Origin of the sequence: Amycolatopsis sp. NPDC098790, from assembly GCF_044759945.1 — a bacterium.
GTDB lineage: Bacteria > Actinomycetota > Actinomycetes > Mycobacteriales > Pseudonocardiaceae > Amycolatopsis.
In genome coordinates, this window is sequence record NZ_JBIWAI010000004.1 from 625,446 (window position 1) to 648,974 (window position 23,529).

Below are 23,529 nucleotides of genomic sequence, written 5' to 3' on the forward strand. Positions count from 1 at the left end.
CCTCGCGGAAATTGTCACGTGCCCGGCGAATGGCGGCGATCTTCTTGCCCGGATCGGCCGTTTCCCGATACCTTTTCGCGGGCAGGGAAAGGAGCGGCCATGAACCAGCCGGTCATCGCCGTGACGGACCTGGCAAAGCAGTACGGCGAAGTCACCGCGCTCGCCGGGATCAGCCTCAGCGTCGCCCGCGGCGCCGTGCTGGCGGTCCTCGGCCACAACGGCGCCGGGAAGACCACGCTGATCGACATCCTCAGCACGCGCGTCCGGCCGAGCGCCGGCACCGCCCGCGTCTGCGGCTACGACGTCGTGCAGCGCGGCCGCGCGGTCCGGCGGCGGATCGGCGTCACCGGGCAGTTCGCCGCGGTCGACGACGCGCTGTCCGGGCGCGGGAACCTCGTGCTGATCGCGCGGCTGCTGGGCGCGAAGCCGCGGCAGGCGCAGGCGCGGGCGGCCGAGCTGATCGCGTCGTTCGGCTTGGAGGACGCGGCCGACCGGCCGGCGGGCACGTATTCCGGCGGCATGCGGCGGCGGCTGGACCTGGCCGCGGGCCTCGTCGGCGCGCCGCAGGTGCTGTTCCTCGACGAGCCGACGACCGGCCTCGACCCGGTCAGCCGGTCCGGGCTGTGGTCGGTCGTCGAAGGCCTCGCCGCGCGGGGCACGACGGTCGTGCTGACCACGCAGTACCTCGAAGAGGCCGACCGGCTGGCCGACCACGTCGTCGTCCTCGGGCTCGGGCACATCACGGTGTCGGGGACGCCGTCACAGCTCAAGGCCCGGCTGGGCAACCGGACGGCGACGCTGACGTTCGGCACCGAACTGGCGCTGCGGCGGGCGGTGGACGCCCTGTCCCGCCTCGGGCTCGCGGCCGGCCGCACCGGGCTGGTGCTGTCGGTGCCGCTGAGCGGCCCGGGCGACATCCCGGTGCTGGTCCGCGCGCTCGACGCGGCCGGCGCACCGCTGCGGGACCTGACGGTGACCGAGCCGACGCTCGACGACGTCTACCTGTCCCTGCACCGGACGGCGGTGGCGTCGTGACGCAGGCCCGCCACCACGCGGCGGTCGCCGCGATCGCCGACCCGGCGGCCTGGCCCGAATCCGGCTTCTGGACGCAGGTGCGCGTGCTGGCGGCCAGGTCGTTGCGCACGGCGTTCGGCGACCGCCGGCTGGTCTTCTTCGGACTGTTGCAGCCGGTGGTGCTGCTGTTGTTGTTCAGCCAGGTGTTCAGCGGCGTCGGGGCGCTGCCGGGGGTCGCGGCGTACCAGGGTTACGTGAACTTCCTGGTCCCGGCAACGCTGGTGAACATCGCGATGACAACGGCGATGAGTTCCGGCGCGGGCCTGCTGGCGGAGATCTACGGCGGCTTCACCGGCCGGCTGCGGTGCCTCCCGATTTCGCTGTTCTCGGTACTGGTCGCCCGCACGCTGTCGGATTCCGCGCGGCTGGGCGTCCAGCTGGTGGTGACGGCGGTGGCGAGCGTGGTGTTCCTGGGGTTCCGCCCGGCGGGCGGGGTGCTGGGCCTGGGGCTGGCGCTGGTGTTGACGCTGGTGGTGGGCTGGTGCTTGAGCTGGGTGTTCGTGGCGATCACAACGTGGCTGCGCAAGGCGGAGACGTTGCAGGCGGCATCGTTCGTGGTGATGTTCCCGCTGATGTTCTCCTCGAGCGCGTACATGCCGTTGGACACGATGCCGGCTTGGGTCCGGGCGGTTTCGGCGGTGAATCCGTTGACTTACGCGATCGACGCGACTCGGGCGTTGGCGTTGGCGCGGCCGATCGGGTGGTCGGTTTTGACGGCGTTGGTGATCGCCGCGGTGGCCGCGGTGGCCGGGTCGATGCTGGCGGCCCGGACGTTCCGCAACCGCGGCTAGCCTAGCGACTCCAGGTGCGTCGCCGCCTCTTCCGCACCGCCCGCCGCTTCGAACGACTCCCGGATCCTCTGCGCCCCAGGCCGGTACTGCTCCGCCGACTCGATCGCCTTCCGGATGTCCGCCGCCTTCGCGCGGTCGAACCGGACCCGCACCCCCGCGCCCGCTCTGGTCACCTGCTGGGCCAGCATCGACTGGTCGTCTCGGATCGGGGCCACCACCACTGGCACCCCCGCCGCCAAGGCCTCGCACACCGTGTTGTGCCCGCCGTGGCAGACCACCACCGAGGCCTGCTCGAACACCGCCACCTGCGGGATCCGCGGCGCCAGCTGCACGCTCTCACTGACCAGCCCATCCGACGGATCCACCACCAGCCCCTGCACCGAAGGCATCCCGGCCAGCGCGTCCACGCTCTCGGCCAGGAACCGCGAACCCGCCGAAGCGTTCGAAGTCCCCAATGTCACCACAACCAGCGGCCGACTGTCCACAGAGGACCAGTCGCCCGAAGAGGGCGACAAAGCCGGGCCGACGTACGACACCGGTACCGCCAGCCGGGCCTCGCCGGCCAGTGCCCGGGTGGTGAACGCCAGTACCAGGTGCGGCGAGAACCGCAGGTCGCCGAGGAGGACGCCGTGGCGGGCGCGCAACCCCGCCTGCAATTCACCCACCCAGGATGCGATTTTCGGCAGTGAGCCCAGCGGGTCGGCCAGCTCGGTCGACGTCGACGCCGACGTCGCCCACGGCAACCCGCACCGCGCGGCCACGAGTGCCCCCGCCATCGCCTGCTGGTCGACCACCAAGACGTCCGGCGCGAACGAAGAGACCGCCGCAGCCACGCCCGGCACCATCGCGTCGGCCAACGGCACTAGGTACGACTCCCACAGGTACTTCAACGCGGCGAACCCACGCAGCTCGGGTGGCCGCAGCGCCAACGAAAACGGCCCCGAGTCCCCCGCCGGGAACACCGCACCGGAGACCAATGTGGACAGTTCCGGCTCGGGTCCGCACCAAGCGACGGAGTGGCCTCGCGAAGACAACACAGCAGCCACCCCGCGCAACGGCGCCACGTGCCCGGCCAGCGGCGGGACGACCAGCAGGAACCTCACGCCGCGTGCCGTTCGACCCACTTGAGCACCAGCTCGCGGACTTCGCGGTGCTGCTCCACCAGCACCGAATGCCCCTGCCCCTCGAACACGTGCAGCTCGCCGTGCGGCAGCATCGACGTCAGCGCCTCGAGGTCGTCCGCCTGGTAGCCGTGACTGCCCAAAATGGACAGTACCGGGCAGCCGATCGCCGCCACCTGTTCCCACGTCAGGAGCGGCCCGAGCGGGACCTCTTCGGCCATCTTCGTCGACGTGATCCGCTCGGCCGCCATCCGCGCGAGCCGCCGGTGGTGGGCGCTGAAGTTCGCCTCGATCCAGTCGAAGCTCTCCTCCACCTGCAGGAACCGCACGGTGTGCGCGAGGATCTCGGCCATCTTGCCCGCCCACACCTCGGTCGCGGGCTCGGACTCGATGCACACGATGCTGCGGACCCGCTCCGGCGCAGCGACGGCGTAGCTGTAGGCGAGTGTCCCGCCGAAGCTGTTGCCCACCAGGTGAACGGGCCGGTCGACGCCGAGCTGCCGCAGGAGGTCGTCGAGGTCGGCGACGAAGTCGTCCAGGGTGTAGCCGCGCTCCGGACGCTCGGTCTTGCCGTGCCCGCGCAGGTCGTAGCTGATCACGTCGATACCGGCGGCCGCGACCGGCGGGGCCAGCGTCAGGTAGAAGCTCGCCAGGCTGTCGGTGCCCATGCCGTGCAGGAACACGACGGTCTCGGTGCCCCCGGCGGGCACGAGCTGCACGTTGGTGCGCAGCCCGTTCACGGTCATCGTGGGCACGTGCGCTCCCCCACGAACCGGGCGATGTCGCCGACGGTCAGGCCGATGACGTCGTCGAGGTCCTTCTCCGCCAGGTACTCGGCGAGGTTGACGTCCGCGCCGAAGTGCTCGGCCAGGATGCTCGCGAACGTCACCAGGTCGATGCTTTCCAGCTGCAGGTCCTCGTGGAACGTCGTGTCCGGCGTGATTTCGATGCCGAGCACGTCGGCGTCGCCGGTGAGCTGGGTCAGCAGCTCGGCGACGACGTCGAAGACGGCGGACGCGTGGTCGAGGGTCATGGCGTGCTCCTGAGTCGTGCGGTGGCGGTGTCCCCGGCCAGGTCGACCGTGACGGCGAGGTCCGGGAGTGCGCGGCCGCGGCCGGACACCCGGCCGTCGGCGTGGACGCGGATTTCCGCCGGGTAGACGGGCTCGGCGAGCCGCGCCCGCACGGCGTCCTTGGCGGCGATGCGTTCCAGCAGCCAGCCGCGGGCTCGCCGCGGCGGGACGGCGGCGAACTCGGCGCGTTCCTCGGCGCTGAGGTAGATGCCGGCGTAGATGTCCCGCGCGGCGACCGTCGGCCAGCGGTCGGTGACCGCGACCGAACCGTCGTCCCGCCGCTCGGCCAGGAGGTGCTCCGCCGGGAACGCGTAGACGCGGTGGGCCGCGCGGTCGCAGGGGAACCGGACGTCCCGCCAGCCCTCGATGCTCGCCAGCACGCGGCCGTCGCGGACCAGCTCGGCGTCCATTTCGAGGACGTCCGGCCGCGGCAGCCGGACGCGGACGAGGCACTCGAGCCGTGTGCCGGGCGTGGGTTCCGGCCCGTGCCAGGTGAGCCGGCCGATCGACCGCGGGAAGGCGAGCAGGCCGTCGGGCCGGGTGGCCATCAGCCAGCAGCCGAGCAGCTGCCCGACGTTGTCGAGCAGCCCGCCGGGCGCTTCCGGGACGACCAGTTCGCCGCGGATGTGCTGCTCGCCGAGGCCGGTCAGCCGAGCCAGGCCCTGGTAAGAGGGCCCGTGGAACATCTCGCGCCGCGCGTAGATCTCGGCCGCGCTCAAGGGCGGCGCGGTCTCCGGGCCGGGCACCGCGGTCCGCGACGGCGGTGGCGCGAACGTCCCCAGCGTGACGGTCATCAGCGCGTACGGTCCTATTTCGATGGTCACGTCGTCGCCCTCGCGGCTCATCGACAGCGGCACGCGCTGCGCCGGAGAAGCGATGAGCCACCGCGAAAACACCGCGTCCCGGACCGCGACCGCCGTCGTGCCCGGCCAGGTGCGCTCGGCCGCCCGGCAGGCGAGGTCCACCAGCGTCGTCGCCGGGACCACCGGCCGGAAGTCGGACTCGTCCGGCCAGTCCTCGCGCTGCCGGAAGAACCGGTGGTCACGCAGATATGGCATCGCGGCCAGCGACACGTCCACAGTGGACTCGACGCGCCGGCGCGCGGCCGCCGCGACGACGTCCGCCGCCGTCTGCCGGGTCTCCGTGAGCAACGCGGTGAACTCCGCGACGATCGCGTCCGGCACCCCGGCCGGCAGCTCGGGCAGGGCCTGGTCGGCGAGCAGGCCGCGCGCCGATTCCCCCAGCGACAGCAGGGAATTCCCGGTCCGGAGCCGGATCCGCCGTGGTTCGAGTGCTTCGAAGTCCGGGCTCCCGCCTTCGACCCACAACGCGGTCGCGACGCGGCGCAGCTGCGCGAGCCCGGGCCGGGTGCCGGACGCGGCGGCGACGACCAGGTGCCGCCGCTCGCCGAGCGTGTCGGTGACGTACGAGCCGAGCTGCCCGGCGCCGACCTGCACGAATGCGCGGAACCCGGCGTCGTGCAGCGCCTCGGTCAGCGCCCGGAACCGGACCGGGCGGATCAGGTGCACGAGGTACAGCTCGCGGACGGCGTCCGGGTCGGCCGGGTAGGGCTGCGCGGTCGTCGCCGACCACACCGGCAGCGCCGGCTCCCGCAGGTCCAGTTCGGCGGCGAGCCGGGCGAACGGCGCGAGGTACGGCCGCATCAGCGGCGTGTGAAAGCCGGAGCGGAACGGCAGCGTCCGCGCCACGATCCCGAGACCGCGGCAGGTTTCGCCGAACTTCGCGACGGACTCGGGTGGCCCGCACACGATCGTCTGCTTCGCCGCGTTCTCGTGCGAGACCACGAGGTCGTCGGGCAGCAGCTCGGCCACCCGCGCGGCCGGGCTGCCCAGCACCAGGTAGTCCGCGTCCGGCAGCTCGAAACCGCCGGGCCAGTACCGGTCCAGCAGGTCCGGCACCGCCCGGTACATCCCGGCGGACTGCATCGCGGTCCACTCACCCACGCTGTGCCCGGCGAGCGCGTCCGGCCGGATCGCGAGCCGCCGCAAGGCTTCGTCGAGAACCAGCCCGCTCGCCGACACGCTCGCCGCGCGGTCGAGCACGCTCGCCGTCGACCATTGTGGACGATCGAGGCCGAAGTGCTTGGCCGCGTCGTCGATCCGCGGTTCGGCGCCGTCTTCGAGTCCCGGGTGGACGAACGCGACCTTGCCGGACGGCAGCAGCGGGTCGGCCGAGCACCAGACGTCGCCACCGCCGTGCCACGACTTGCCCGTCGCGGCCACCTTGGCGAGCACCTTGCGGGCCGTGGCCAGCTTGCGCTCGTCCGGGCCGACGATCCCGATCCGGCACGGCCCGTCGCCTTCCGCGGGCCGGTCGAGGCGGTCCAGGAGTTCCTCCGGCGTGTTCGCGGCCAGCCGCAGCACCCGTTCCGGTTCTTCGACACGCATCCGCCGCTTCGGCGCCGGGTCGCCCGCCTCCAGCACGACGTGCGCGTTGACGCCGCCGAAGCCGAACGCGTTGACCGCGCCGACCCGCGGCAGCGCACCCCACTCCTCGGCCTCGGCGAGCACGCGGAACCGGGTCTTGTCCAGCAACGGGTTCGGGTCGGCGCAGTGCAGCGTCGGCGGCAGGACCCCGTGGTGCAGCGCGAGCGCGACCTTGACCAGGCCGGCGACCCCGGCCGTCGGCAGCGTGTGCCCGATCATCGACTTGACCGAGCCGATCACCGAGCGCGGCCCCTCGGCCTGGCCGAAGACGTCGGCGACGGTGGTCAGCTCGGCGGCGTCCCCGGCCGGTGTCGCCGTGCCGTGCGCCTCCAGCAGGCCGATCTCCGCCGGGTCCCGCCCTTCCCAGGCCCGGCGCAGCGCGAGGGTCTGCCCGGCGACGGACGGGCTGAGCAGGCTCGCGCCGCGCCCGTCGCTGGACGTCCCGCTGCCGCGGACCACGGCGTACACGCGGTCGCCGTCGCGCCGCGCGTCGGCCAGCCGCTTGAGCACGACGAGCGCGGTGCCCTCGCCGATCAGCATGCCGTCGGCTTCCCGGGAGAGCGGGCTGATCCGCTGGCTCGGCGACAGTGCGCCGAGCTGCGTGAACAGCGACCAGAGCGTGTCGTCGTGCGTCTGGTGCGCGCCGCCCGCGAGGACAACGTCGCAGCGGTGCCGGGTCAGCTCGCCGATCGCCTGGTCGACCGCGACCAGGGAGGACGCGCACGCGGCGTCCACTGTGTACGCCGGGCCGCCGAGGTCGAGCCGGTTGGCGACGCGGGCCGCGGCGAGGTTCGGCACCAGCCCGGCGGCGGTCTCCGGCCGGAACTCCCCGAGCGGTGCGAGCAGCGCCGTCCGCAGCCGGTCGAGGACGTCCGGGCCGGCCGACGGCAGCAGCTCGCCGACCGTGCGCGTGATCTGCCGGACCGTGCGGACCCGCTGGTCGAAGCCCTGCAGGCCGGGCGAGAGGTAGCCGCCGCGGCCGAGCACGACACCGATCCGTTCGGGGTCGCCCAGCCGGCCGAGGCCACCGGCGTCCTCGACGGCGTCGACCGCGACGGCCAGCGCCGTCAGCTGGTCCGGCTCGGTGCCTTCCAAGGACGTCGGCGGGACGCCGTGGGCGACCGGGTCGAACTCGATCAGGTCGGGGGCGAACCCGCCGCGGCGGCCGTGGGTCCGGTCCGGCGCGGTGCCGTCGTGGCCGTGGAACGCCGGGTCACGGCGGTGTGCGGGGATCTCGGTGACGGCGTCGACGCCGCCGACCAGGTTGCGCCAGTACCGGTCCACTGTGGACGCGCCGGGCAGGAAGACGCCCATGCCGACGATGGCAACCGGCTCCTGGCTCACCACAGCGACGCCGTGTAGAGCACCGCGCGGTCCGTGCCGTAGGCGAGTTCGCGCAGCAGGGCGGCGGTGCCCGCGTCCGCGTCGAGCAGACCGATGTCGCGGCGCTCGTACTCGCGCGCGAGTTCCGGGGACACCATTCCACTGTGGTCGGCCGCGGGCGCCCACGGTCCCCAGTGGACGGTCACCGCCCGGCCGGGCCAGCTCTTCCCGATGGTCTCCAGGGCGTCGTTCGCGGCGGCGTAGTCGGTCTGGCCGCGGTTGCCGAGCACCGCGGCGATGCTGCCGAAGAACGCGACGAACCCGGGCTCGGCGTCGAGCGCGTCGAGGAGGATCCGCGCACCGCCCACTTTGGTCTCGTACACGGTCCGGAACGACGTCTCGTCCTTGTCCGCCATGAGCTTGTCGTCGAGGACGCCGGCGGCGAAGACGACGCCGTCGAGCCGGCTGGGCAGATTCTTGACGAGACGTCGCACGGCGTCCGCGTCACGCACGTCGAGCGAGGTGTAGCCCGCGGTCCCGCCCGCGGCGCGGATCTCGTCGAGGGTGCGGCCGATCTCGCGCTGGGCCAGCACGGTCCGCACGCGGCGTTCGATCTCGGCCACCGAGCCGCCGCGGCCGGCCAGCACCGCGCGCATCGCCGTGGGGTCTTCGGGCAGGTCGTCCGGCTCGCCCGGCCACGGCGTCCGCCCGGCGAGTTCGAGCCGGCAGCCGGAGGCGGCCAGCGCGACCGCCGTGCGGGCGGTGATCCCGCGGGCGCCGCCGACCAGCAGGACGACGGAGTCCGGGCCGAGGCCGAGCGCGGCCAGCTCGCCGCCGCCCGGGCCGGCGCCGGAGTAGGCGATCGACGGGAGGTCGGCCGGCCGCGGCTCGATCGTGAAGCGGCCGGTCTCGTCGTGGCCGACGACCGAAGGGCCGTCGCTGAGGGCTTCGTCGACGAGGGTCTTCGCGACGTCTTGCGTGACCTCGACGAGCCTCGTGACGCCGTCGCGTTCCAGCGCGGCCGAGCGGACCAGGCCGCGCAGGCCCGGTGTGCCCGGCTTCGCCGCGACGAGCACCGTGCCCTTGGCGGTTTTGAGGTGGGTGAACACTTCCGGGGCTTCGCCGGCCAGGATGACGGTGATGTCGGCGTCCCCGGTGACGATCTCGGCACCGGCCGCTTCGAAGGCGGCGCGCACGGCGTCGTCCGGCGCGGCCACGGTCTTCCCGCGCAGCCGGGCGGGATCGGGGTCGAGCGGAACGGGCACGCGCTCGAGCCGGTACCGCGTCGGTGCGGCCGCTTCTGGGGTGGGGTTCAGCCAGCTCTCCAGGTGCGCGGTCAGGGCGTTCGCGGTGCGGTCGCGGCTGAGCTGGTCGGTGCGGTCGTCGGCGGGCAGGCCGAGGCGGCCCAGCAGCGTCCCGGCGATCTCGGTGCGCTTGATGGAGTCGATGGAGAGGTCGGCTTCGAGGTCGAGGTCGCCCGCGATCATGTCGGCCGGGTAGCCGGTGCGTTCGCTGATCACGCCGATGACCGTGGTGAGGACGTCGGCTTCGGGTTCCGGTTCGGGTTGTGGCTCGGGTTGGGGTTCCGGGAGCCGGACGGGTGCCGGGAGCGCGACGGGGGCGCTGCCGAGGTAGCCGAGCATGACCTCCCGCTGCGCGGCGACGAGCTCGCGGGTGGTGCGCAGGAAGTCGACGACGGCCTGGTCGCGGCCGGGAGCGGGCTGGGTCATGGCTGAACTCCGGATTCGTCGGGCCCGGGGCAGGGCGGGCGTCTCGGCGCCGGGGGCGCGGGCGGACCGCCCGTCGACGGCCCAGGCGGTCGGGGACGGGGTCGGGCGGGTTTGCCTGGTGAGACGCTCGGTGCGGACGTCGACCCCGGCCCGCGCGAGGGCTTTCAGCGCGGTCAGGAAGCCGGTGAGGTCGGGTCCGCACGCGACGACGGTGTGCGGCCGGTCGCCGAGGATCTCCCCGACCAGCCGGGTGAGCACGCGACCCGGCCCGACCTCGACGAACGTCCGCGCGCCGGCGTCGTACATCGCTTCGATCTGGTCGAGGAACCGCACGGGGGCGCCGATCTGCGCGGCGAGTTCGGCCTTGACGTCGCCTGCGTACGGCTTCGCGGTGCGGTTCGACCACACCGGCAGCCGCGGTTCGCGGATCGGTTCCCGGGCGAGTTCGTAGGCGAACAGGTCGCCGGCTTTGGCGACCAGCGGGCTGTGGAAGGCGCAGGCGACGGGGATCCGCTGGGCGGCGACGCCGGTCTCGCGCAGCCGCCGCACCGCGCGTTCGACGGCGGCGACCGGCCCGGAGAGGACGACCTGCTCGGGAGCGTTGTGGTTCGCGACGACGACATCCGGGCCGATCAGGGTGGGGGTGAGCAGATCCCGCGGCGCCTTGACGGCGGCCATGGTCCCGGGCTCGGCGACGTCGGCGATGGAGTTCGCGCGCGCCCGGCTGAGCCGCAGGAGGGTTTCGGTGTCGAAGGCCCCGGCGACGGAGAGCGCGACGAGTTCGCCGTAGCTGTGCCCGGCTAGGAAGTCGGGCCGGACGCCGGTTTGTTCGAGGAGCTTGGCGACGGCGGTTTCGACGAGCCCGAGGGCCGGTTGGGCGACGCGGGTGTCGGTGAGGGCTTGCTCTTGGGCGTCGGTGGAGTCGAAGGCGTGGGGAGGAAACGCTTTCGCGGTGACGTCGGGGGCCAGTCGGAGGAGGTCGGCGAGTTCGGGGAAGTGCACGAAGAGGTCGGCGAGCATGCCGGTGCGCTGGCTGCCTTGGCCGGGGAAGAGGAAGGCGACCTTGCCGGGGCCGGTGTCGCCCGCGCCGGCCGGCCCGGCTGCGCCGGTGCCGCCCTCGCGCAGCGCAGCCCCGCCCGTGCGGCCGGCACTCGCCGGGCCCGCGCCGACCCCGCCGGGCTCGCCCGAGCCGGGGACGCCTGCGCGCAGCGCGGCCTCGCCCGCGCGGCCAGCACTCGCATCGCCCCCACCGGCACTGGCCGCCCCGGGGGCACCCGCTCGCAGCGCGGCCTCGCCTGTGCGGCCGGCACTCGCAGGGCCCGCGCCGCCCTTGTCGTCGGAGGCATCTGCCCGCCGTATCCCGGCCGGCCCGGCCTCCCCGCTTTCAGCGCGCTCCGCTGCCCTCGGTCGCTCGGCTACCGCGCGGCGCAGCTCCTCCAAAGCCGCCTCCGCCTCCGGTGCCCAGTCCCGCAGCCCGTGCCGCCGGTCCGGGGCCACCGGGCCCGCACCCAGCACCGCGTGGAAGTTCGTCCCGCCGAAGCCGAACGCGCTCACCCCGGCCAACCGGGCCGGCTCCGCCCACGGCCGGGCCGAAGTGGTGAACGTGAACGGGCTCGTCTCCGCGTCCCACGCCGCGTTCGGCGCGGTCAAGTTCAGCGTCGGCGGCACCACCTCGTGCCACAACGCCAGCGTCGCCTTGATCAGCCCGGCCAGGCCCGCCGCGCACTTCGTGTGGCCGATCTGGCTCTTCACCGATCCCAGCACGCACGATCCCGGCTCGGCCCCCGCCGACGAGAAGAACCCCGTCAACGTGCGCAGCTCCGTCGCGTCGCCGACGACCGTGCCCGTTCCGTGGGCCTCCACCAACCCGACGTCCACAGGGGACACTCCGGCGTCGCGGTAAGCCCTTTCCAACGCCCGGTGCTGGCCCTCCGGCCGCGGCGCGGTCAACCCCAGCGCCTTGCCGTCACTGGCCGCGCCCACTCCCTTGACCACCGCGTAGATCCGGTCGCCGTCGCGTTCGGCGTCGGACAGGCGCTTCAGCACCAGGCACGCCACCCCCTCGCCGAGCGCGATGCCGTCGGCCGCGGCGTCGAACGGGCGGCAGCGGCCCGTCGGTGACAACGCTCCCGCCGACGTGAACATCAGGTAGTCGTGGATGCCGTTGTGCAGGTCGACCGCGCCGCACAGCACCAGCTCGCTCGTCCCGGCGCGCAGCTCCTTCAAAGCCAGGTCAAGTGCGGCCAGGGAGGACCCGCACGCCGCGTCCACCGTGTAGTTCGCGCCGCCGAGGTCGAGCCGGTTGGCGATCCGGCCGGAGATGACGTTGGCGAGCGTCCCGGGGAACGTGTCCTCGGTCGGCTCCGGCAGCTGGGCGAGCAGCTCGGGCGACACCTCGTCGAGGTAGCCGTCGAGCAGCGACCGCAAAGTCCCCGCGTTGGCGAGGTCGCCGCCCGCCTCCGCGCCGAACACGACGCTCGTGCGCTCGCGGTCGAACGGACGCTCGGCGTACCCCGCGTCGGCGAGTGCCCGACGCGCGGTCTCCAGCGACACCAGCTGCGCGGGATCGATGCTGCCCATCGCCGACGGCGGAATGCCGTAGTCGAGCGGATCGACGGCCACCGGCGGCAGGAACCCGCCCCACTTCGACGTCGACTGTCCGAAGTAGACGCCCGGATCCCACCGCTCCGGCGGGACCTCGGTGACGGCGTCCTCGCCGCGCAGGACGTTCGACCAGAACGCTTCGAGGTCCGGCGCCCCGGGGAACGTGCAGGCCATCCCGATGACGGCGATGTCCCGGCTGTCCCGCGGCTCCGGTTCCGCCTGCCGGGAAAAGGTTTTCCCCGACGCGACTTCCCGGTGCAGCTCGGCGACGGTCGTCCTCCGGTCGCGCAGCACGGCGACCTCGCCGGCCATGAACATCCCCTCGGCGAGCTGCGTTTCCGCGGAGAGCGGCGAACCGTCCCGGCGGACGCCCTTGCTCGCGACGCGCAGCCGTCCGGTGTTTAGCTCTTCCAGCCGCTGCCACGCTTTCTGCGCCGGCACGTCCCGCAACCCGGCCTTCACTTGCTCGAACTCCGTCGTGTACGGGCTCGGCAGGCAGCGCGTGCGGTGCCCCGGCGCGGTTTCGAGGGTGACCGTCGCGCCGGCGGCGAGCGCCCGGTCCTGGAACAGCCCGGTGATCGCGCCGTGCGCCACGGCTTCTTCGGTGAACAGGTAGGCGGTGCCCATCAGCACGCCGACCGCGTCGAGCGGCGCCGCCATCGCGGTGACCATCGCCGCGGACCGGGCGTCGTGGATCCCGCCGGCGAACAGCACTTCGACGTCCTTGGCCGCGCCGAGCACGGCCAGTTGTTCCTCCCACAGCTCGAAACTCGCCCGCGGCCCGACGTGCCCGCCGCATTCGGCGCCTTCGAAGACGAACCGGCGGACGCCGGCGTCGAGGTACTGGCCGAGCAGGATCGGCGACGGCACGTGCACGAACGTCGCGATCCCGTCGGCTTCCAGGGCCTTGACCTGCCCGGGTTTCCCGCCCGCGACCAGCACGCACCGCGGCCGGGCGGCCCGGATCGCGGCGAGCTGCTCGACCCGCAGGTCGTCGGGCACGAAGCCGAGGATCCCCGCGCCCCACGGCCGGTCGCCGAGCCGCTCGGCGGTGCGGGTGAGCAGGTCCGTGGTGCGCGCGCCGTTCGCCGTGGCCACGGCGACGAACGGGAACCCGCCCGCGTCGGCGACCGCGGCCGCGAACCCGGGCTGGTCGCTCACCCGCGTCATCGGCCCCTGGACGACCGGCAGCGCGCTGCCCAGCGTCCGGCACAGCCGGTCCGACGGCGTCACCGCCGGGACCGAGGCGCCGACGACCCGGCGGACGTCCGCTTCCACAGTGGACTCCAGCAGTACCCCGGCCGCGCCGCCGGCGAGCGCTCCGACGGCCGTCCGCGGGCCGGCCACGCGACCCCACACCGGGACGTCGAAGGCGCCGAGAAGCTGCTGCAGCAGAACGAAGTCGCTCAGCTCGCCGCCACGAGCGAGAAGCCCCAGCGCGCCGCCCGCGACAGCCTCCGCAGCCGTCGCGACGTCGGACACCTCGGCGAGCGCGCCGGTCCACGGCGCCGTCGTGCGGACGGCGAACGCGGCTCCCTCGGGCACCGGGCCGTCCGTGCGCACCCCGTAGGGCACCCGGACCCGCGCCGCGACGAGCCGGAGCTCGGCCGGATCGGCGCCGTCGAGCACCCCGAGACCGCCGCCGCGCGCGACGGCGGCCACCTCGCCGGGGTCGCCGATGCCCAGGCACCGCAGCCGTCGAGCGTGCGACGGCGGGACGAGCTCGGCCATCGGCGGACCTCCAGTGCGGGGTGGGGTGATCTTCACGAGACCAATCCAAGGAATAACGCACCAGGCCCGGAAAAAGCAATACTCGTGCTAGGGTGCGAAAGTGTGGAACACGGCACGATCAGGGCGCTGACCAGCACTTTTATCATACGGCTTCTAAACGAGAAATACCATTCACTCACCTGCGTAACAATGGCTCGAAAAATACGGGAGCCCACGTGGAACTGACCGGACGGGTGGTCGTGCTGACCGGCGCGGCGCACGGGATCGGGGCGGCGATGGCCCGCCGCTTCGCCGCGGAGGGCGCGGCCGGGGTCGTCGTGTCCGACGTCGACGCCGCCGGCGCGGGCCGGGTCGCGGACGAGATCGCCGACGCGGGCGGGCGCGCGATCGCCGTGACCGCCGACGCGACGTCCAAAAAGGACCTGAAGACGCTGGTCGCGGCGGCGCGCGCCGAGTTCGGCGAGGTGGACCTGTTCTGCGCCAACGCGGGCGCGGCGTTCGGCACCGGCGTCCACGCCGCGGACGAGCAGTGGGCGAAGTCGTGGGAGATCAACGTCATGCAGCACGTCCACGCCGCGCAGGTCGTGCTGCCCGCGATGCTCGCGCGCGGCGAAGGATACCTGCTGATCACGGCGTCCGGCGCCGGCCTGCTCGGCACGCCCGGCGACGCGCCGTACTCGGTCACCAAGCACGCGGCCGTCGGCCTCGCAGAGTGGCTGGCGATCACCTACCGGCCGCGCGGGGTGCGGGTCAGCGCGCTGTGCCCGCTCGGCGTCCGCACGGCGCTGCTCGAACCCGGCATCGCCGCCGGGCACCCGGCCGCGCTGGCCATCGCCGCCGCGGCCCCGCTGCTCGACCCCGAAGACGTCGCCGAGGCGGTCGTATCGGGGCTCGGCAAAGAAGAATTCCTGATCCTGCCGCACGCTTCGGTGCGGGAAGCGTTCCTGCGCAAGGCCGGCGCGGTCGACGCGTGGATCGACGAGATGGCCGTCCAGGGAGGCTGAGGGTGGAGTACCGCAGGATCGGCGCGAGCGGGCTCGCGGTGAGCGAGATCGCCTACGGCAACTGGCTGACGCACGACGCGCCCGGCTGCGTCGCCGCGGCGCTGGACGCCGGCGTCACGACGTTCCACACCGCGGCGGCGTGGGACGGCGGCGCGGCGGAAACCGCTTTCGGGCAAGCGTTTTCCGGCGTGCGCCGCGACGAGCTCGTGCTGTGCACCGGGGTGTTCTGGCCCGAAGGTCCCGGCCCGAACGACGCCGGGCTGAGCCGCAAGCACGTGATCGCGTCACTGGAGGGTTCGCTGCGGCGGCTGCGCACCGACCACGTCGACGTCTACCAGTTGCTGCGCTTCGACTACCGGACACCGGTCGCGGAGACGTTCCTCGCGCTCTCGGATCTGGTGCGGCAAGGGAAGATCCGGTACGTCGGCACGGCGGAGTGGACGGCCGAGCAGCTGCTGCAGGCCCGCGATGCAGCGGCGCGGTACGACGTCCCGCTGATCAGCAACCAGCCGCACTACTCGATGCTGTGGCGCGTGCCCGAGGCGCAGGTGATGCCGGTGGGCGAGCGGATCGGCGTCGGGCAGTTCGCGTCGGTGCCGCTGGCGCAGGGCGTGCTGACCGGCAAGTACCGGGACGGGCGCGTCCCGCCAGGGTCGCGTGCGGCCGCGAAGCCGCACGCGCGGCCGCTGCTGATGCCGGAGCTGCTGGAGCGGGTCGAGATGCTGCGCGGCGTGGCCGACGACGCGGGGCTGACGATGGCGCAGCTCGCGCTGGCGTGGACGCTGCAGCACGAGACGGTCGCGTCGGCGGTCGTCGGCGCGAGCACGCCGGAGCAGGTCACCGAGAACGCGAAGGCCGCCGGCGTCCGGCTGGACCTCGACGTCCTGACCCGCGTCGACCACCTGCTCGGCAGCTTCGTGCAGACCGACCCGCGGCTGGTGTGGTCGCCCCCGGCGTCAGCCTGAGCCGAGGCAGACGAACGGGCGGCGGAACGGGTCGACAGCGATCGCGTCGGCCAGCGCCAGCGCGGGGCTGTCCCGGACGGCCAGCGCGCGGTAGTAGTCGTCCATCGCGGCCGCCGAGGCCAGGTCGCCGACGCGCGACAGCGGCGCGATGACCGTGCGGGAGCCGCTGGCGAGCAGGGCGCTGGCGAAGCCGAGGGCTTCGTCGCCGGGCCGGATCCGGTTGAGCGCGAGCTCGCACGCGGCGAAGACGACCTGACGCGGCGGCTGCCGCAGCCCGGCCATCTCGTGGCCGAAGAGGGCGCCGTCGGCGAGTTCGAGCCGGGAGAACAGCGCGTTCTCCGGCTCGTGCGCGCCGTGCGCGGCGAAGTGGGCGAGCTTGGCGCCGTCCATCGCGCGCAGCACGGACTTCACGGTGGCCTTGGCGCCGGTCATGGTCGTCGCGGTGCGGTAGTGAGTGGTCAGCTTCTCCAGCTCGCCGCGCGCGCCGGCCAGGCCGGGCCCGCGCACGAGCACGATCTTGCGGGCGCGCGGCGACTTCGTCAGCTCGGCGGCGAGCCAGGCGGTCGCCGACGGCGCGACGACGGTCGGCCGCCCCCGCAGCCCGGGCAGGACACCCCACGGCACGGCGTAGAGCGGCCCGGTCGGGACGATGACGAGCTCGCGGTCGCCGATCGTCTCGGCGAGGGGCTGGATGAGCTGGACGTCGAGCTTGTCGGCCTGCTTGCGCGCCGACGCCATGACGACCTCGGCGAGCCGTTCGGGCAGGTTGTCGGGCGCGAGGGCGTCGAGGTCGACGTTGAGCACGCGCGCGGACTCGGCGGCGGCCCCGGCGGACCCGAGCCGCACGAGCCGGCACTCGCCGCCGGCCACGACGACGGCGACGAGCTCGTCCCCGGAAGCGGCGAAGCTGACCATGGCCCGGTCGCCGAGCCGGTCGAGGACCTCGTTGAGCCCGGCCACCGGCCGCGGCCGGCCCCAGCGCCCGGTGTGCCAGCCGAGCCGCTGGGCTTCGCGCAGCCGTTCGTTGTACTTCGCGCGCAGGCCGGCGATGGGATGGCCGTCGTGCTGGGCCTCCTGGATGGCCTGCCCGAGACCCCGGACCTCGGCGACGCGCGCGGCGAGCTCGGGATCGGTCCCGGCGGAGAGCGGTTCGTACCGGTAGGTCTGCGCGCGGGTGCGTTCGAGCCAGACGAAGAGGCGCCGGGCATCGTTGCGTTCGAGCACGAGCTTGACGGCGAGGTCGGCGAGCTCCTGGCCGTGCAGGGCGGTCCCGGAGACGAGGTCGAGCCCACCCATCCGGTCCCGCACGGCGTCGAGTTCGGTGAGGCCGGACCGGATTTCGGTGAGCGCTTTGGCGCGGCTCCCCTGGGCGACGGCGAGTTCGGCCCGGCAGAGGCGGCGGAGCATGCGGTAGTCGATGGGGGTGAGCTGGCCGGGGCGGGGGACTTTTTGGAGGGTTTCGGTGGCGCGTTTGAGGTTCCCGCGGCGGATGTCCAGGCGGACGGCGAGCATGCGCGCGGTGGCGGCCTGGTCGGCCAGCTGCGGGGTCGGCATCTTGTCCGCGAGCCGGAGCGCGCGCGTCGGCAGGGCGCTGGGGACGGTCCCGGACCGCAGCGCGTCCCGCGCATCGGCCTGCAGAGCGGTCAGCGTGGCGTTGGCGATGCAGGTCTGGCAGCCGACCCGCAGCATCTTGCGGCGCGCGGAGTCCGCCATCTGGCGCGCCAGCTCGATCTCGTCGGTCATCAGCGCCGCCGAGGCGCGGTACTGCTCGGCACGCGCCACCTCGCGGGTGATGCTCTGCTCGGCGACCAGCTTGGGCAGCACCTCGTCCAGGTACGCCCCCGCCTCTTCGGCCAGCCCGGCCGCCAGCAGCGCTTCCGCCTGCTCGAACCGCAGGCCCGCGGGAACGTCCAGCTCCAGTGCGCGGTAGCTGCGTTCGGCCATTTCGTGCAGCCGAAGCGCCTCGGGGACGTCACCGGTGCGCAGCGCGAGCATGCCCATGGTGCGCCGCATGTCGGCGGCGACCGTGCGGAGCTCGTACTTCTCGGCGAGCTCGAGCGACCGGTTGAGATCCTCCTGGGCTTGGCGCACGTTGCCGAGGCGGATCTGAACCCACGCCCGCGACGAGAGGGTCTGGACGAAAGCGCCCATCCTCGTCTCCGGCGCCGGGCCCTTCGCCAGCCGGTACTCCTGGTGCCCGACCGAGATGTCGAACGAAACCAGGCTCTCCTCGTTGCGGCCCACGCTCATCAGGCGGGCCGCGTAGTTGTGGTTGAGCGCGCCGTTCAGCTCGGCTTGGAGGACGTCGTCGGGTACCGCGTTGATGAGGAGCCGCACGTCGTCGAGCCCCGCGAGACCGGCCGCGAGGTCCCCGCTGATCTCGGAGGACAGCGCGGCCATCAGGCTGGCCAGCCGGATCCGCGCGACCAGCCAGTCGGTCCGGTGCTCCGAGGCCACGGGGTGGATCGAGTCCAGCATCGTCATGCCGCGGCGAAGCAACCGGACCCCCTCCCGGTAGTGCTTCAGGCAGGACCCCTCGGCAGCTTGGCGCTGAAGAGCACGGACCGTCTCGATGACTTCGGTCGGGTCCAGGTTCGTCACAGGCACACTCCTATGACATCACAGCAAGTCGCAGAAAGAAGCCCGCCTGCCAGGCGAAGATCGGCAGGCGGGCGATCACGAATCGGTGAAGGTCAGGGCTTGACCACCTGGTAGCACGGGTTCCCGCAGTTCGGCGTCATGATCGGGCCGTCCTTGAGCGGGGGGTGGTCGATGTGCACCCAGCCGTGCTCGTCGGGCTCCGGGTGCGGAACCACCGGGCCGGCCTTCTCGACCGGCTCCGGGGTTTCTTCGGGCTTGGTGTCCGTGGGCGTCGACATGGTCGATCTCCTCTCCCCTGGGGATCTGCATGGGGACGCTGGCCGTGACGGTGAGTCCCCCTCGCGGGGCCCTCTCCCCGCGAACGGCCCAATAGTTTCACAACGGAGCAGTGATCGGGAGGGTTTTCGCTACGGAAAGTCAGAGCGGTGGCTGTGATCAGGTCAAACGTCCCGGTCGGAACGTCCTAACGAGTGAACTCTGTAACGGGGTCCTTTGGGGACGTGCATCCGGCTGGGTGGCGGAGCGGGGCCGGGGGCCGGTCGGAGTGCGGTGTTGGTCCGGGTGCGGAGGGCGACCTCGTGCGCGGGTTCGGGGTGGACGGTTGACCGGAACCGGCCGGTCCGGTCAGGACTGGCCGGTTCCGGCCGAGCCCGACCCGGCGCTTCCGGCCGAGCCCGGCCCGGCATCTCCGGCCGAGCCGACCTCGCGTTCCCACCGAGGCCGCCGTGCCGCCCGCGCCGGAAGCGCTTGCCCGCGCGCTGGGCCGCACTTTCGGGCGGCGAGCCTCACTTTCGGGCGCGCGTCAAGCACCCCTCTCGGCCGCCCGGCCGACCGAGGGAGTCCTTTGTGGACATCAGATCAACCCCGCTTCGCAATCACCGCCCCATGAATCGCACCAACCAGCCGCACGTTCTCCGGCGCCGCCCCACCCGGGAACGCGAACCGCCGCCGGTTGTACCCGTAAGCCAGCCCGCTCCGAGGATCGGCGAACGCCTGGGACCCCGCCGCACCGCTGTGCCCGAACGCCCCCTGCCCCAGCACCGGGTAATCGTCCGACACCACCGCGAACCCCAACCCGAAAGCGTTGTGGTTGCGCGTGGACAAGTCATCCCCGACCGAGTGAACCTGCGCGAACTCCGCCGCCGTCTCGGAGTTCAACAAGCCGGTCGCCGCCACGTACATTCCCGCCAGACCACGCGCCGACGCCACGCCACCCACCGAAGCCGGGCTCAGGCGGCGGACCGCCTTGATGTTCGGGAGGTCCCACAGCTCCGGCGCCTTCGGGTGGTTGCGGTTGAACGCGATGCCCGTGATGCTGTCCGCGCCCGTCGCGCCGGCCTCCAGCTCCGCCAGCTGCTCCGGGGTCGGCAGCATCGGCTGCGTCGTCAGGAACCGGGGCTCCAGCTCCTCCGGCAGTCCCAGGTAGAAGTCCAGCCCGAACGGCTTCCGGACGCGCTCCTCGTAGTGTTCCTGGATGCTGCGGCCCGTCACGCGGCGGACGACCTCGCCGGTCAGCGCGCCGATCACCAGTGCGTGGTAGCCGAACGCCGTGCCCGGGCGCCAGTACGGCCGCTGCGGCGCGAGCCGCTCGGCGATCACGCGGTCGTCGGCGATTTCCTCGGCCGTGAACCCCTCGTCCGCGCCCACGACGCCGGCGCGGTGCGCGAGCAGCTCCCGCAGCGTGATCGCCGCCTTGCCCGCCGCGCCGAACTCCGGCCAGTAGTGGCTGACCCGCTGGTCGAGGTCGAGGACGCCGTCCTGGACGAGCAGTGCGACCACCAGGTGCGCCGCGCCCTTCGTCGACGAAAACACGCCGGTGAGCGAGTCGGCTGTCATTTCGGGGCCGGTCCACAGGTCGACGACGCGTTCGCCGTCGACGTGCGCGACGAGCTGGGCGGCGTAGTCGCCGCCCTGGTCGGCCGCGACGGCGGCGAACTCCTCGCGGACGGGCTCGAACCCGTCGGCGACGGTGCCCTGGATCTGCTCGGACGACATGGCGGCTCCCTCGGTGATCTCCGGCCTGTGCCAGGGGTCAACCCGCGCGGCGGCCGCGTATTCCGCGTAACGCCGGGGCGTTCGGCCGGGATGTTCCCGGCATGGGGGAACCGAACGAAACCACGCGGCCCGGCCGCGGCCTGGCGATCGCGTCGCTCGCGGTCGGCGCGTCCGGGCTCACGCTGGCCGTCTCGACCTGGGCGGCCTGGCTGCTCGTCCGGCCGGTGCTCCTGACGGCCTGGATGTTCTCCTGGCTGGCGCAGGCCTTCGTGCTGGTCCTCGGCGCGCTGTGGTTCGCGCTGCTGCCGATCAGCGTGCTGGCGCTGGTCTTCGGCGTCTGCGCGGGCGCGCGCACGCGGCCCGGGCCCGGCCGGATCGGCGCCACGCTGGCCGTCATCACCGCGCTGCTCGCGTTGTCGGGGGCCGCCGTCTTCGCGACGACGTCGTGGAGCCCTGTCGCCTACTTCGACACGCGGACCGGCCCGGGCCGGTAGAAGTCCCCGGCCGGCGGGTACCACCGGACCATGAAGCTGACCTCCACCGTGCTCGGCGCGCCCGACCCGCGCGCGCTCGCCGGGTTCTACTCGAAGCTGCTCGGCTGGCCGATCAAGACCGACGAGCCGGAGTGGGTGACGCTGCGCCCGGACGACGGCAGCGCCGGGCTGTCGTTCCAGCTGGAGCGCGACCACATCGCGCCGGTGTGGCCGCCCGCCGGCGGCGCCCAGCAGATGCAGCTGCACCTCGACATCGAGGTCGACGACCTCGCCGCCGCGACGGCGGAAGCGACCGCCGCGGGCGCCGTCGTCTCCGACTTCCAGCCGCAGGACGACGTCCGCGTCTGCTTCGACCCGGCCGGGCACCCCTTCTGCCTCTGGACGCGTGAATGACGTGACGCCCCGCGTTCGTCCGGTCACAGGATCCGCTATGTTCGGCTGAGGTCCTGTTTCCGGCGAACGGAGTGAGTCCTGTGGGGGTGCACCGGATCTGGCACCACGGACTGGTCCCCACCGAGGGAAAACGCCCCCTGGACGCCTTGCGCAGCAGGCTCATCACCCGCCAGCGGCAGCACGACGACTACTCGGTCGCCGACCTCGGCTCGTCCGACGACGGCGGATCGCGCCGCTGCGACCTCAAATTCGGCTGGACGGACGATCGGGGCCGCTACTCCGTTCAGGTATTGCTTTCCCTGTGCTACCGCGCCGGCGAAGACCGCGTCGCGTGGTTGCTGGCCGCCGCGTGCACGCGGCCGTGGCGCAGCTGCCACGAAGCGCCGGCGCAGCGGATCGGGCTGGAGGAGCTCGGCGCGAGCGGGAGTGACGAAATCCCGATCGAAGCCCCGGTTCTCGCGATGCGCGGATGGTCTCGCAAGGAGTGCGACCGCGTCGCGGAGCTGCTGGGCGAGGCGCTGGTGGCGGACTGGCGGACGTCGGCGGTGCTGGTGCTCACCGAACCGCCGACGGTCCCGGTCGACGGCTGGCCGGGTCTGGTCAACGTGTTCGACGTCGACGACCGCTTCCGCCGCACGCTGAACCAGCACGTGCCGCTCGGCTACGAAGTGCCGCAGGGCGCGCGGCTGTACGCGCCGCTGTGCGACCAGCTCCCGGACTTCGTCGAGACGGCGAGCCCGGTGTCCGGCGAGGCGCTGCAGGGCGCGATCACGCGGCTGCTGCAGACGCGCGGGCGCACGCCGCTGCCCGAGGAGTGGGCGGAGGTGCCGAGCGTGAAGGCGTGGTACGCGGCGGATCCGTTCGACGCGCCCGAACGGGAACCGGACGCCGGGCTGACGGAAAAACTGGACCGCACCGAACGCGAGCTGGCCGAGGCCCGGGGCGTGATCACGATCCTGCGCAAGAAGGCGAAGGCCGACGCCGAGGAGCGGAACCGGCACACGGGCGAGGCGAAGGCGCTCCGGCACCGGCTCGACGAGCTGTCCGCGGTCGACGTCGGGTACCTGCGGACGCAGCTCGCGCAGTTGCAGGGGGCGGTGGACGACTACGCGCGCGCGTTCGAGGAGACCGAGGCCGAGCGCGACGAGCTCAGACGCGTGAACGGGCTGCTGGCGGGCACGCTGGCCCGCTACCACGACGCCGACGACGAGGTCGCCGCCGCCGAGCGGCCGCCCGAGGAGTTCCCGAGCTTCGCCGAGCTGATCGGCGCCGCGACGGCGACGCTCAAGCACCTCGCGATCACGGCCGAGCCGGCGCCCGCCGCGATCCTCGACCACCACCCGAAAGCCACGGCGTGGCGCCGGAAGGCGTGGGACGCGCTGCGCACGCTCGACGCGTATGCGAGCGCGCGCACTACGTTGCTCGACGCGGGCCAGGATCCCGGGCCGGAGCTGTCGGACGTGCTCGCGTTCGCCCGCACCGGCCAGCCGGGTTCGCTGATCAGCGCCAACATCATCGCACTGGCGGAGTCGGACACGGTGACCACGAACGAGCGGCTGCGCCAGGCGCGGACGTTCCGCGTCGACCCGCGCACGAACCCGGCGGGGCGGGACTATTTCGGCGCCCACATCGCGCTCGAGCGCTTCAAGGCACCGGCGCCGCGGCTGCACTTCCTCGACGACACCGACCGCACAGGCACGGTGTACGTCGGGTACCTCGGCGCCCACCTGCCGACGTCGAAGACCAACTGAGCGACAATCTGCCGCATGACGGAGACGAAGTACCTGGCGTACTGCTGGATAGCCCGCGGCGACCGGGTGCTGTTCCTCCGCCGCGCGCCGGGCGTGTTCCTCCCGGGACGCTGGGAGCTGCCGGGCGGAACGGTCGAGCCGGACGAGGACTTCGAGGCGGCGGCGATCCGGGAGGTGGTGGAGGAGACGGGCTTGAAGGTCCAGGTGACGGGCGAGCTGTCCCGCACGTCCTGGCCCGACGTGGCGGGGCGCGCGATGGAGATCCACGGGTTCGTCTACACGGTGGAGGAGGACGGCGCGGGAGACGTGGTGCTCAACCCGAAGGAACACGACGACTTCGCCTGGGTGACGCGGGAAGAGGCGCGAAAACTCGAGATGGCGCAGCACTTCCGCCGGCTGCTCTGATGGGAGCCCGCCTGCACGTCGGCTGCGC

Annotated in this window: 16 protein-coding genes; 8 read left to right on the top strand and 8 right to left on the bottom strand. The window is 73.1% G+C overall.

Annotation, left to right across the window (positions count from 1 at the left end; all coding sequences use genetic code 11):
- Positions 1-99 precede the first annotated feature (99 nt).
- Entirely contained in the window at positions 100-1,035 is a 936-nt protein-coding gene (locus tag ACIQWX_RS32270; RefSeq protein WP_400879127.1) for an ATP-binding cassette domain-containing protein, read from the top strand.
- A complete protein-coding gene (locus ACIQWX_RS32275; RefSeq protein ID WP_400879130.1) occupies positions 1,032-1,865 on the top strand; it encodes an ABC transporter permease in 834 nt (277 codons plus the stop codon). Before ACIQWX_RS32270 ends, ACIQWX_RS32275 begins: the two co-directional genes overlap by 4 nt.
- On the opposite strand, the gene ACIQWX_RS32280 is transcribed toward ACIQWX_RS32275, so the two are convergent.
- The 5 genes from ACIQWX_RS32280 to ACIQWX_RS32300 are packed head-to-tail and all read right to left on the bottom strand — an operon-like array spanning position 1,862 to position 13,893.
- Complete coding sequence (locus ACIQWX_RS32280) at positions 1,862-2,968, bottom strand: glycosyltransferase (protein WP_400879133.1); 1,107 nt, start codon at positions 2,966-2,968, stop codon at positions 1,862-1,864. The genes ACIQWX_RS32275 and ACIQWX_RS32280 overlap by 4 nt on opposite strands.
- Entirely contained in the window at positions 2,965-3,741 is a 777-nt protein-coding gene (locus tag ACIQWX_RS32285; RefSeq protein ID WP_400879136.1) for an alpha/beta fold hydrolase, read from the bottom strand. The genes ACIQWX_RS32280 and ACIQWX_RS32285 overlap by 4 nt, the downstream gene beginning before the upstream one ends.
- Positions 3,729-4,019, bottom strand: coding sequence for an acyl carrier protein (locus ACIQWX_RS32290; protein WP_400879139.1), 291 nt, complete (start codon positions 4,017-4,019; stop codon positions 3,729-3,731). The genes ACIQWX_RS32285 and ACIQWX_RS32290 overlap by 13 nt, the downstream gene beginning before the upstream one ends.
- Positions 4,016-7,852: a beta-ketoacyl synthase N-terminal-like domain-containing protein gene (locus ACIQWX_RS32295; protein ID WP_400879142.1), complete on the bottom strand. Its 3,837-nt coding sequence runs from the start codon at positions 7,850-7,852 to the stop codon at positions 4,016-4,018. The genes ACIQWX_RS32290 and ACIQWX_RS32295 overlap by 4 nt, the downstream gene beginning before the upstream one ends.
- Positions 7,846-13,893 (bottom strand): SDR family NAD(P)-dependent oxidoreductase, encoded by a 6,048-nt coding sequence (locus tag ACIQWX_RS32300; protein WP_400879145.1) that lies wholly within the window; start codon positions 13,891-13,893, stop codon positions 7,846-7,848. Before ACIQWX_RS32300 ends, ACIQWX_RS32295 begins: the two co-directional genes overlap by 7 nt.
- Before the next feature lie 215 nt (positions 13,894-14,108).
- Between ACIQWX_RS32300 and ACIQWX_RS32305 the strand changes: the two genes are divergently transcribed.
- On the top strand, positions 14,109-14,897 hold the full coding sequence (locus tag ACIQWX_RS32305) for an SDR family oxidoreductase (protein ID WP_400879148.1): 789 nt from the start codon (positions 14,109-14,111) through the stop codon (positions 14,895-14,897).
- 2 nt (positions 14,898-14,899) lie between these two features.
- Complete coding sequence (locus ACIQWX_RS32310; RefSeq protein ID WP_400879150.1) at positions 14,900-15,862, top strand: aldo/keto reductase; 963 nt, start codon at positions 14,900-14,902, stop codon at positions 15,860-15,862.
- On the opposite strand, the gene ACIQWX_RS32315 is transcribed toward ACIQWX_RS32310, so the two are convergent.
- The 3 genes from ACIQWX_RS32315 to ACIQWX_RS32325 form a co-directional block, all read right to left on the bottom strand.
- Positions 15,854-18,463, bottom strand: a complete 2,610-nt coding sequence (locus ACIQWX_RS32315; RefSeq protein ID WP_400879153.1) for a CHAT domain-containing protein — start codon at positions 18,461-18,463, stop codon at positions 15,854-15,856. The two genes, ACIQWX_RS32310 and ACIQWX_RS32315, sit on opposite strands and share 9 nt — an antisense overlap.
- Positions 18,464-18,555: 92 nt before the next feature.
- Entirely contained in the window at positions 18,556-18,741 is a 186-nt protein-coding gene (locus ACIQWX_RS32320) for a hypothetical protein (RefSeq protein WP_400879155.1), read from the bottom strand.
- Positions 18,742-19,321: 580 nt separating this feature from the next.
- Positions 19,322-20,458, bottom strand: a complete 1,137-nt coding sequence (locus tag ACIQWX_RS32325) for a serine hydrolase domain-containing protein (protein ID WP_400879157.1) — start codon at positions 20,456-20,458, stop codon at positions 19,322-19,324.
- A gap of 101 nt (positions 20,459-20,559) precedes the next feature.
- Here ACIQWX_RS32325 and ACIQWX_RS32330 point away from each other — a divergent pair, with 101 nt between their 5' ends.
- The 4 genes from ACIQWX_RS32330 to ACIQWX_RS32345 all read left to right on the top strand — a co-directional run bounded on the left by ACIQWX_RS32330 (position 20,560) and on the right by ACIQWX_RS32345 (position 23,501).
- On the top strand, positions 20,560-20,952 hold the full coding sequence (locus ACIQWX_RS32330; protein ID WP_400879159.1) for a hypothetical protein: 393 nt from the start codon (positions 20,560-20,562) through the stop codon (positions 20,950-20,952).
- A gap of 30 nt (positions 20,953-20,982) precedes the next feature.
- Positions 20,983-21,345 (top strand): VOC family protein, encoded by a 363-nt coding sequence (locus tag ACIQWX_RS32335; RefSeq protein WP_400879160.1) that lies wholly within the window; start codon positions 20,983-20,985, stop codon positions 21,343-21,345.
- Between the two features lie 80 nt (positions 21,346-21,425).
- Positions 21,426-23,096 carry a hypothetical protein gene (locus ACIQWX_RS32340; protein ID WP_400879162.1) on the top strand — a complete coding sequence of 557 codons (1,671 nt, stop codon included), beginning with the start codon at positions 21,426-21,428 and terminating at the stop codon, positions 23,094-23,096.
- A gap of 15 nt (positions 23,097-23,111) precedes the next feature.
- A complete protein-coding gene (locus ACIQWX_RS32345) occupies positions 23,112-23,501 on the top strand; it encodes an NUDIX hydrolase (RefSeq protein ID WP_400879164.1) in 390 nt (129 codons plus the stop codon).
- Positions 23,502-23,529: the final 28 nt, after the last annotated feature.